We start from the raw sequence: 9,219 nt of genomic DNA on the forward strand, positions 1-9,219 counted from the left end.
AGCCGCCCCACGATGAGAAGCCCTATGGAGTCCGGGCGAAATCCAACAGCACTTTGCACGACCGACTCCGATCGGCGGCCAGGGCAAAGGCCGACTCGGCATCCCCCACGGGAACCACCGCACTGACCAGCCCGTCGAACGCCGACTCCACCGCCAGCAGCTCCAGCGCCTCGTCGAACTCCGTGTCGAAGCGGAACGCCCCCCGCAGCTCGATCTCCCGGCTCACCACCAGGTTCCCCGCGAACGGACTGTGCCCCGCCGGCAACATCCCCAGCTGCACGACGACCCCACCCCGCCGCACCCGCCGCAGACACGCGTCGAGCCCCGCGGCCACCCCGGACGCCTCGATGGCCACATCGACCTCGTCGGGCCACCCACGGTCATCCGGATCATCGGCCCGTACGACCGTCCCGGCCCCGGCGATCCGCCCGTACTCCAGCGCCTCGGGCAGCAGATCCGTGACCGTGACGTGCGCGGCCCCGGCCGCCTTCGCCGCCGCGACCACCAGACACCCGATGGGCCCCGCGCCCGTCACCAGCACATGCCGCCCCGCCACCTCCCCGGCCCGCCGCACCGCGTGCAGAGCGACCGACAAGGGTTCGGCCAGCGCGGCCCGCCGCAGCTCCAGCCCCTCCGGCAGCGCCCGCACCTGCTCACACGGCACGACCACCTGAGTCGCGAAACCCCCCTGCACATGCGGAAACCGCGCCGCACTCCCGAGATACCGGGTGTCCCGGCAGACGTTCCGCCGTCCCGCCGCGCACTCCGGGCACACCCCGCACGGAGTGGCCGGATGCACGGCGACGGTGCTGCCCGGTGCCGGTCCCGAGGCGCCGGCACCGTACTCGACGACGGTCCCCACCACCTCGTGCCCGAGCACCATCGGCTCCCGCAGCCGGAAGTCACCGACCCCGCCGTGCCGCCAGTAGTGCAGATCGGACCCGCACACCCCGCCGTACCGAACGGCGACGAGCGCCTGCCCCGGCCCGGGCTCCGGCACCGGCAGCTCCGCCACCCGCAGGTCGCCCTGACCGTGGATCACACACCCCAGCATCACAGCCGCCTCCCGGCAGGTCACAGCACGCTCGTCATACCGCCGTCGACATACAGCACCTGCCCGCTGACGAAGTCCGCCGCGGGGGAGGCGAGGAACAGCACCCCGCCCACCAGGTCCTGCGTACGGCCCCAGCGCCCGGCCGGGGTACGCCGCCGCACCCAGGCGCTGAACTCCTCGTCGTCGACGAGCGGCTTGGTCAGCTCGGTCTCGATGTAGCCCGGGCCGAGGCCGTTCACCTGCACACCGCTCGGACCCCAGTCGGCGCACATGCCCTTGGTGAGCATCTTCAGCGCGCCCTTCGTGGCGGCGTACGGCGCGATCCCGGGTCGTACCACCTCGCTCTGCAGCGAGCAGATGTTGATGATCTTCCCGTGGCCGCGCTCCGTCATCCGGCGCGCCGCCTCACACCCGACCAGGAAGGCACTGGTCAGGTTGGTGTCCAGGATCCGGTGCCAGTCGGAGTCGGTGAACTCCAGCAGCGGGGCGCGCAGTTGCATGCCCGCGTTGTTGACGAGGATGTCGAGCGGGCCCACCCGCTCCTCGACCTCGGCGACCCCCGAGGCCACCGAAGGTCCGTCGGTCACGTCGAACGCGGCCGTGTGCACCCGGTCGCCCGGCAGTCCGGCGGCGGCCTCGGCGAGCCGGTCCTTGTCGCGTCCGTTCAGCACGACCGTGCAGCCGGCCTCGGCCAGACCGCGCGCGAGGGCGAGTCCGATGCCCCGGCTGGAGCCGGTGACCAGGGCCGTACGGCCGCCGATGTCGAAGAGGGGATGAGCCGTCATCGCCGCAGCACTCCTAGATCACGAGGGACAACAGCAGGACGATGCCGCCGGCGACCACCGAGATGATCGTCTCCATGACGGACCAGGTCTTGATGTTCTGGCCGACGCTCAGCCCGAAGTACTCCTTCACCATCCAGAACCCGGCGTCGTTGACGTGGCTGAAGAACAGCGAGCCGGCGCCGATGGCCAGGACGAGGAGGGCGGTGTGCGTGCTCGACATGTCCGCCGCGAGCGGGGCGACCAGCCCGGCCGCCGAGACCGTGGCCACCGTCGCCGAACCGGTCGCGAGGCGGATCACCACCGCGATCAGCCAGGCCAGCAGCAGCGCCGGGATCGCCCAGTCCTCGGAGATGTCCAGGACCATCTGACCCACGCCGGTGTCGATCAGCGTCTGCTTGAAGCCGCCACCCGCGCCGACGATCAGCAGGATGCCCGCGATGGGCATGAGGCTCTTCTCGACGAGCGGCGATATCCGCTCCTTGGAGAACCCGGCGGGCCGCAGCAGCGTGAAGATGCCGACCAGCACCGAGGCGAGCAGCGCGATCATCGGGGCACCGATCACGTCGAAGACGCGCTGGACGAGGTTCTCGGGGTCGTCGATGACGATGTCGACGAGCGCCTTGGCCAGCATGAGGATCACCGGCAGCAGGACCGTGAACAGCGTGGCGCCGAAGCCGGGGCGCTTGTCGAGCTCCTCGGAGGCGCGCTGCGGGATCATCTTCTCGGGGGCGGGGACGTCGACCCAGCGGGCCGCGTACTTCGAGAACACCGGACCGGCGATGATCACGGTGGGGATGGCGACGAGGACACCGAGCGCCAGGGTGATGCCGAGGTCGGCGCCGACCGCGTCGATCGCGACGAGCGGACCGGGGTGCGGCGGCACCAGGCCGTGCATCACGGACAGCCCCGCGAGCGCCGGGATGCCGATGCGCATCAGCGAGTAGTTGCCGCGCTTGGCGACCATCAGCACGACCGGGATCAGCAGCACGATGCCGACCTCGAAGAACAGCGGCAGCCCGATCACGGAGGCGATCAGCACCATCGCCCACGGCATCGACCGCCCGCCGGCCTTCTCCAGGATGGTGTCGACGATCTGGTCGGCGCCGCCGGAGTCGGCGAGCATCTTGCCGAGGATCGCCCCGAGGGCGATCAGCACACCGACGCCGGCGACCGTGGTGCCGAGGCCGGCGCTGAAGCTGGTGAGCACCTTGTCCAACGGCGCCCCGGCGATCGCGCCGAGCGTCAGCGACCCGATGGTCAGTGCCAGGAAGGCGTGCAGCTTGAACTTCGTGATGAGCAGGACGATGACGGCGATGCCCGCCAGGACGGCGATGCCCAGCTGAGCGTGGCCGGCCGAGGTGATCGGCTCGGGTGCGTCCGCTGCCAGCATCTCGACGCTGAGTCTGGTCACGGTGGGTTCCCTTGCGTTGGGGAGGAGGGGAGGGGGAAGAGGAAACCGCCAGGGGCTACTGGACGGGCTCGGGGAGGTCCTGCAGGGCGTGCGCCGCCCGCTCGGTGATCTCCTCCGGGCTGCCCGCGACGTCGACCCCGACCCCCGCCTCGTCCGCCGCGAGGGGCTGGAGCGTGGCGAACTGGGAGTCGAGCAGCGCCGTGGGCATGAAGTGCCCCTGCCGGTGCGACATCCGGTCCTCGATCAGCGCGCGGTCACCCGTGAGGTGCACGAAGACCACGCCGGGCGCGGCGGCCCGCAGCCGGTCGCGGTACGACCGCTTCAGCGCCGAGCAGCTGACCACCCCGCCGAGCCCGGCTCGCCCGTGCGCCCACGCGCCGATGGCGTCGAGCCAGGGCAGGCGGTCCTCGTCGGTGAGCGGAGTACCGGCCGACATCTTGGCGATGTTGGCCTGCGGGTGGAAGTCGTCGCCCTCGGCGTACGGAACGCCGAGCCGGGTCGCGAGCAGGGGACCGATGGTGGTCTTGCCGGTGCCCGCAACGCCCATGACCACGACGACATGGGGGGTGTTCATCGCTGCCTCACTGTCTGCTGTCCGAGGTCGACACGTGATGTCGACGCAACTGAAACCCATTAGGTACGACGAATTCAAGAGGCTGTCATCAATAAGTCTGACTTTTTGTCTCCGTGATCTACCCCGTACGCTGAGTGCATGAGCACACCGGGCCGGGGGCTGCACGGCCATGTACTGGACACCCTCGGCCCCGAGATCACGGCGGGGGAGTACCCGCCGGGCAGCGTTCTGCGCACCGACGAGCTCGCCCAGCGTTTCGATGTGTCGCGCTCCGTGATGCGCGAGGCGGTCCGCGTCCTGGAGTCCATGTACCTGGTCGAGTCCCGCCGCCGCGTCGGCGTGACGGTCCGCCCGAAGTCCGAGTGGAACGTCTACGACCCGCAGGTCATCCGCTGGCGCCTGGCCGGCGCCGACCGCCCCCGGCAGCTGCGTTCCCTCACGGTGCTGCGCTCGGCGATCGAACCGGTGGCGGCCGGTCTCGCCGCCCGGCACGCCACGTCCGAGCAGTGCGCCGAACTCACCGAGTGCGCCCTCGGGATGGTCGCCCACTCACGCGGTCACAAGCTGGAGGGGTACCTCCTCCACGACGTCGCCTTCCACCGCGTCATCCTGGCCGCTTCCGGCAACGAGATGTTCGCCCGCCTCGGCGACGTCGTCGCCGAGGTCCTGACCGGCCGCACCCAGCACGACGTGATGTTCGAGGACCCCGACCCGGCAGCCGTCACGCTGCACGTCCAGGTCGCCGAGGCGGTCCGCGCGGGCGACGCCACCCGTGCGGAGGAACTGACCCGCGAGATCACGGTCGGCGCTCTCCAGGAACTCGACATCCTGGCGCCGTAGCGGCTACGCGGGAAACTCCCCGTCCACGTACACCCAGGCCCCGTCGACCCGCTCGAACCGGCTCCGCTCGTGCAGAGACCCGCCCCGGTACGACGCCCGGAACTCCACGGTCCCGGCAGAGTGGAACGCGGTCCCACCGCTCGTCCCCAAGATCTCCAGCCCGGTCCACTTCATCCCCGGATCCAGCTCCAGCGTCCCGGGCCGCGTGCGCGGATGCCAGGTCCGCAGCAGGTACCCGGCGTCCCCCTTCACGAAGGCGCAGTACCGCGACCGCATCAACGCCTCGGCGGTCGGCGCGGCGGCGGATCCGGAGTGGAACCGGCCACAACACGCCTCGTAGGCCTCGGGGAGCCCGCAGGGGCAGGAACGCCTGGTCATGGTCACCTTTCCGCGGCAACGACTGAGGGCCGTGACCTCGCGGTCACGGCCCTCAGCTTCATGTGTCCGAGGGGGGACTTGAACCCCCACGCCCGATAAAGGGCACTAGCACCTCAAGCTAGCGCGTCTGCCATTCCGCCACCCGGACAAGGTGTCTGTCGCGCGGGTTCTCCCCGCGGCGACGACGTAAACATTACCAGGCTTTCCGGGGTGGCCGATCACCCCCCGTCCGCACCCCGATGAGGCGTGAACGGCGTGTGACGGGCCGGGAGCGCTCTTGGGGTGCGGGCCGGGGAGAGGGAGGATGAGGGGGACCCACCAGCAGTGACACCGGGAGGAAGCACGTGAGCGAGACGGACACGGCCAGGAGCGTCACCGGCGAGGACGAGGTCGTGGACCTCTGCCGCGAGCTGATCCAGATCGACACCAGCAACTACGGCGACCACTCGGGTCCGGGCGAGCGGAAGGCGGCCGAGTACGTCGCCGAGAAGCTCGCCGAGGTCGGGCTCGAACCGCAGATCTTCGAGTCCCACCCGGGCCGCGCCTCCACGGTGGCCCGGATCGAGGGCGAGGACCCCTCCCGGCCCGCGCTCCTCATCCACGGCCACACCGACGTCGTACCGGCCAACGCGGACGACTGGACCCACCACCCCTTCTCCGGTGAGGTCGCCGACGGCTGCGTGTGGGGCCGCGGGGCCGTCGACATGAAGGACATGGACGCGATGACCCTCGCGGTCGTCCGCGACCGGCTGCGCAGCGGGCGCAAGCCCCCGCGCGACATCGTCCTCGCGTTCCTCGCGGACGAGGAGGCCGGCGGCACGTACGGCGCCAAGCACCTCGTGCGCAACCACCCCGACCTGTTCGAGGGCGTCACCGAGGCGATCAGCGAGGTGGGCGGATTCTCGTTCACCGTGAGCGAGCAGCGGCGGCTCTATCTGATCCAGACGGCCGAGAAGGGCATGCACTGGATGAAGCTCACCGTGGCCGGCACGGCCGGGCACGGGTCGATGATCCACCGGGACAACGCGATCACCGAGCTGTCGGAGGCCGTCGCGCGCCTCGGGCGGCACAAGTTCCCGGTGCGGGTCACCAAGACCACCCGTGCCTTCCTCGACGAGCTCGGTGACGCGTTCGGCACCGAACTCGACCCGGAGGACATGGAGTCGACCCTCGCGAAGCTCGGCGGCATCGCCAAGCTCATCGGCGCGACCCTGAGCAACACGGCCAACCCGACGCAGCTCGGTGCCGGTTACAAGGTCAACGTCATCCCGGGTGAGGCGACCGCCCACGTCGACGGACGGTTCCTGCCCGGACACGAGGAGGAGTTCCTCGCCGACCTCGACCGGATCCTCGGCCCGAAGGTGCGGCGGGAGGACGTCCACGCCGACAAGGCCGTCGAGACCACCTTCGACGGGGCGCTCGTGGGGGCGATGCAGTCCGCGCTGCTGGCCGAGGACCCGACCGCCAAGGCGATCCCCTACATGCTCTCCGGCGGGACGGACGCCAAGTCCTTCGACGACCTGGGCATCCGCGGCTTCGGCTTCGTGCCGCTGAAGCTGCCGCCGGAGCTGGACTTCGCCGGCATGTTCCACGGCGTCGACGAGCGGGTGCCGGTGGAGGGCCTGCAGTTCGGCGTGCGCGTGCTCGACCGCTTCATCGACGCGTCCTGAAACCGGCCCTGCGAAACGGTGGTATTCGGTCGCGCGTACGGAATCGACTGGGAAGAGTGAATGCGACCATAAGCTCGTAGCCTCATTACTCCCTCCTCGTTACAGGTAATGCGATCGCAAGATGGGTCGCTTTGCCAACTAGGAGGAATAATGATCAAGAAGGTCGTCGCTGCTGCGGCTGCCACCGGTGGGCTGGTTCTCGCGGGCGCGGGCCTGGCCGTCGCCGACTCGGGTGCTCAGGGTGCCGCCGTGCACTCCCCGGGCGTCCTGTCCGGCAACGTTGTTCAGGTGCCCGTTCACGTCCCGGTGAACGTCTGCGGCAACACGGTCTCCGTGATCGGGCTGCTGAACCCCGCCTTCGGCAACACCTGCATCAACAAGTGATGCTTCCCCCTCACTGAGGGGAGTTCAAAGCCATCGGTCCCGGAGCGCGAGCCATGCGCTCCGGGACCGAACGCTTCTTTCGAGGAATTCGAGAAGAATTCGAGACAGGGTCGAAGGCAGGTATTCAGTAAATGCGACAGGTCACCCGCAAGGGTCTGATGACCGTGGCGGCCGCGACCGGCGTGATCGCCGCCGCGGGCGGCTCCGCTCACGCCGACTCGGGCGCCCAGGGCTCGGCGTCCGGCTCGCCCGGCGTACTGTCCGGAAACTCGGTGCAGGCGCCGGTGTACGCGCCGGTCAACGTGTGCGGGAACACGGTCAACGTCGTCGGGGTGCTCAACCCGTCGGTGGGCAACTCGTGCGCCAACAAGGGCGGTGGATCGTCGTCGGGGGGATACGGCGAACACGGCGGCCGCGGCGGCTCGCAAGCGGGCGGGCACGCCACCGACTCGCCCGGCGTCGGCTCGGGCAACCACGTCCAGGCGCCGGTCCATGTGCCGGTGAACGTCTGCGGCAACAGCGTCGATGTCATCGGCATCGCCAACCCCAGCACGGGCAACGACTGCGCGAACGGCGGCGGCCACCACGGCACCCCGCCGGGCGGCGGCCACGAGAACCCGGGCCAGCCGGGCGGCCCCGGCAATCCGGGCAACCCCGGTGATCCGGGGAACCCTGGAAACCCGGGCGAACCTGGCCACCCCGGCAACCCGGGCCACCCCGGCAACCCTGGTGACCCCGGCAACCCGGGCCACCCCGGCAACCCCGGTGAGCCCGGTCACCCCGGCACCCCGGGCACCCCGCCCTCCACCGGCGACGAGAACCCGGGCGGCTCCTCGCACGGCAACCAGCCGGGCGGCCAGTTCGTCACCCAGCCGAAGGGCGAGTCACAGCTCGCCAGCACCGGCAGCGACCTGCCGCTCGGCCTCGTCCTCCCGGCCGGCGCGGGCGCGCTGCTCGCGGGCGCGATCCTCTACCGCAAGGCGCGCGCCTCGGCCTGACACCCCCCGCAAACGGAGCGGGCCCCGCCGATGCGGGGCCCGCTCCCGTGTGTGCCTTCTCCCAGTGCGCCGTCTCAGCTCACCACGTAGCCCGCACCTGGCGGATGATCCGCCGACGCAACCGCACCTTGCGGCTGCCGTCGCGCAGCAGGCTCAGACGGTGCAACTCCCAGTGTCCGTACTCCGCGTGGTCCGTCAGCAGACGTGCCGTCTCCTTGCGGGAAACCCCACGCGGTACGTACACGTCGACAAATTCGTATTCCGGCATCGCATCTATTGTGCGGGCTGGGGCCTGGTACGGATAGCGTCTGCACTATGTCTGATGCTGCGCAGCCCACCGCTGCCGAGGTACGCGCCGCCGCCGAGGCGGTCAAGACCGCGCTCGACCGCCACCTGGCCGCGGTCGAACGCAGGTCGGGGGAGGACGACCCGGCCGTGTTCGAGGCGTTCAACCAGCTGGCCGCGGCCGCAGAGGTGTACGACGAACTGCTCTACGACCGCTACGACGAGGTCACGCCCTTCGAGATCCCTGGTGCGGAGGACGCGCTGCCCCCGTACACGGGCCCCGAGGAACCGAACGCGCTGAGCGTACTGATCCGCCGCGACTACGCCGTCGCCGAACCGCAGCGCCTGCTGTCGCACGCACAGCGGATCGAGGCGGCAGAAGGCGATGAAGGCGCCCCTGCCTCCGGGACGGTGCACGGCGCGCTCGGGCTGCTGTTCGGCGAGTTCGAGCCCGACGAGATCGCCTCCCGGCACAAGGAGTTCGGGCTGGAGGAGGGTGACTCCACGCTCTGGGTGACGGCGGCGGACGAACCGGCCGAGCCCGGAGAGTGGCTGGAGGCGCCCTTCGAGCAGGTCGATCCGCAGCAGGTGGTCTGCCGCTTCGACGTCAGCGCCGTCTTCGACGACGAGATCGACGACGTCGACGACGAGGACGACGGGGACGATCTCGAGGACGAGCTCGACAGCGACCTGGACGAGGACGAGGACCTGGAGCCGCTGGACGCGGACCGCCGCTGAGCGCACACGCGGGCGGCCACGGGGGTGGTGGTCACAGGCCCGGGCCTCCCGGTCGTGGGTCGTTCCGCAGCTGTCGCACGTCCAGGTGCGCACGTGCAGCGG

General features: G+C 70.5%; 11 protein-coding genes and 1 tRNA gene. 5 read left to right on the forward strand and 7 right to left on the reverse strand.

Annotation, left to right across the window (positions count from 1 at the left end; translation table 11 throughout):
• Window positions 1–22: 22 nt before the first annotated feature.
• The 4 genes from AB0G20_RS36910 to AB0G20_RS36925 are packed head-to-tail and all read right to left on the reverse strand — an operon-like array spanning window position 23 to window position 3,824.
• Entirely contained in the window at window positions 23–1,054 is a 1,032-nt protein-coding gene (locus tag AB0G20_RS36910) for an L-idonate 5-dehydrogenase (protein ID WP_361310559.1), read from the reverse strand.
• 20 nt (window positions 1,055–1,074) lie between these two features.
• The gene (locus tag AB0G20_RS36915) at window positions 1,075–1,839 is read right to left on the reverse strand and encodes an SDR family oxidoreductase (RefSeq protein WP_361310561.1); all 765 of its coding nucleotides are present in this window, start codon (window positions 1,837–1,839) and stop codon (window positions 1,075–1,077) included.
• Between the two features lie 13 nt (window positions 1,840–1,852).
• Window positions 1,853–3,250, reverse strand: coding sequence for a gluconate:H+ symporter (locus AB0G20_RS36920; RefSeq protein ID WP_361310564.1), 1,398 nt, complete (start codon window positions 3,248–3,250; stop codon window positions 1,853–1,855).
• A 55-nt stretch (window positions 3,251–3,305) separates the two neighbouring features.
• Window positions 3,306–3,824, reverse strand: coding sequence for a gluconokinase (locus AB0G20_RS36925; protein ID WP_361310566.1), 519 nt, complete (start codon window positions 3,822–3,824; stop codon window positions 3,306–3,308).
• A 138-nt stretch (window positions 3,825–3,962) separates the two neighbouring features.
• Here AB0G20_RS36925 and AB0G20_RS36930 point away from each other — a divergent pair, with 138 nt between their 5' ends.
• Entirely contained in the window at window positions 3,963–4,664 is a 702-nt protein-coding gene (locus AB0G20_RS36930) for a FadR/GntR family transcriptional regulator (RefSeq protein WP_361310568.1), read from the forward strand.
• A gap of 3 nt (window positions 4,665–4,667) precedes the next feature.
• Here the strand turns inward: AB0G20_RS36930 and AB0G20_RS36935 are convergent, their stop codons facing one another.
• Entirely contained in the window at window positions 4,668–5,042 is a 375-nt protein-coding gene (locus tag AB0G20_RS36935; protein ID WP_361310571.1) for a YchJ family metal-binding protein, read from the reverse strand.
• Between the two features lie 63 nt (window positions 5,043–5,105).
• Window positions 5,106–5,190 (reverse strand) — tRNA-Leu (locus AB0G20_RS36940).
• Window positions 5,191–5,386: 196 nt separating this feature from the next.
• Here AB0G20_RS36940 and AB0G20_RS36945 point away from each other — a divergent pair.
• From AB0G20_RS36945 to AB0G20_RS36955, 3 genes are all read left to right on the forward strand, one after another.
• Window positions 5,387–6,712 (forward strand): M20/M25/M40 family metallo-hydrolase, encoded by a 1,326-nt coding sequence (locus AB0G20_RS36945; protein ID WP_361310574.1) that lies wholly within the window; start codon window positions 5,387–5,389, stop codon window positions 6,710–6,712.
• Between the two features lie 150 nt (window positions 6,713–6,862).
• Window positions 6,863–7,096: a chaplin ChpH gene (gene chpH, locus AB0G20_RS36950; RefSeq protein ID WP_030608446.1), complete on the forward strand. Its 234-nt coding sequence runs from the start codon at window positions 6,863–6,865 to the stop codon at window positions 7,094–7,096.
• 131 nt (window positions 7,097–7,227) lie between these two features.
• Complete coding sequence (locus AB0G20_RS36955) at window positions 7,228–8,094, forward strand: chaplin family protein (RefSeq protein ID WP_361310577.1); 867 nt, start codon at window positions 7,228–7,230, stop codon at window positions 8,092–8,094.
• A 79-nt stretch (window positions 8,095–8,173) separates the two neighbouring features.
• Here AB0G20_RS36955 and AB0G20_RS36960 read toward each other — a convergent pair whose 3' ends face one another.
• Window positions 8,174–8,362, reverse strand: a complete 189-nt coding sequence (locus AB0G20_RS36960) for a DUF5703 family protein (protein WP_010045410.1) — start codon at window positions 8,360–8,362, stop codon at window positions 8,174–8,176.
• 47 nt (window positions 8,363–8,409) lie between these two features.
• Between AB0G20_RS36960 and AB0G20_RS36965 the strand changes: the two genes are divergently transcribed.
• Window positions 8,410–9,117, forward strand: coding sequence for a hypothetical protein (locus AB0G20_RS36965; RefSeq protein ID WP_361310579.1), 708 nt, complete (start codon window positions 8,410–8,412; stop codon window positions 9,115–9,117).
• Window positions 9,118–9,219 lie beyond the last annotated feature (102 nt).

The organism is Streptomyces sp. NPDC024017 (genome assembly GCF_040638895.1).
Classification (GTDB): domain Bacteria; phylum Actinomycetota; class Actinomycetes; order Streptomycetales; family Streptomycetaceae; genus Streptomyces.

Excerpts from the sequence above, each read along its gene's own strand:
- AB0G20_RS36915 (WP_361310561.1), bottom strand. The coding sequence starts at position 1,839 with ATGACGGCTCATCCCCTCTTCGACATCGGCGGCCGTACGGCCCTGGTC.
- AB0G20_RS36925 (WP_361310566.1), bottom strand. The coding sequence starts at position 3,824 with ATGAACACCCCCCATGTCGTCGTGGTCATGGGCGTTGCGGGCACCGGC.
- AB0G20_RS36930 (WP_361310568.1), top strand. The coding sequence starts at position 3,963 with ATGAGCACACCGGGCCGGGGGCTGCACGGCCATGTACTGGACACCCTC.
- AB0G20_RS36910 (WP_361310559.1), bottom strand. The coding sequence starts at position 1,054 with ATGCTGGGGTGTGTGATCCACGGTCAGGGCGACCTGCGGGTGGCGGAG.
- AB0G20_RS36965 (WP_361310579.1), top strand. The coding sequence starts at position 8,410 with ATGTCTGATGCTGCGCAGCCCACCGCTGCCGAGGTACGCGCCGCCGCC.
- chpH (WP_030608446.1), top strand. The coding sequence starts at position 6,863 with ATGATCAAGAAGGTCGTCGCTGCTGCGGCTGCCACCGGTGGGCTGGTT.
- AB0G20_RS36935 (WP_361310571.1), bottom strand. The coding sequence starts at position 5,042 with ATGACCAGGCGTTCCTGCCCCTGCGGGCTCCCCGAGGCCTACGAGGCG.
- AB0G20_RS36960 (WP_010045410.1), bottom strand. The coding sequence starts at position 8,362 with ATGCCGGAATACGAATTTGTCGACGTGTACGTACCGCGTGGGGTTTCC.
- AB0G20_RS36955 (WP_361310577.1), top strand. The coding sequence starts at position 7,228 with ATGCGACAGGTCACCCGCAAGGGTCTGATGACCGTGGCGGCCGCGACC.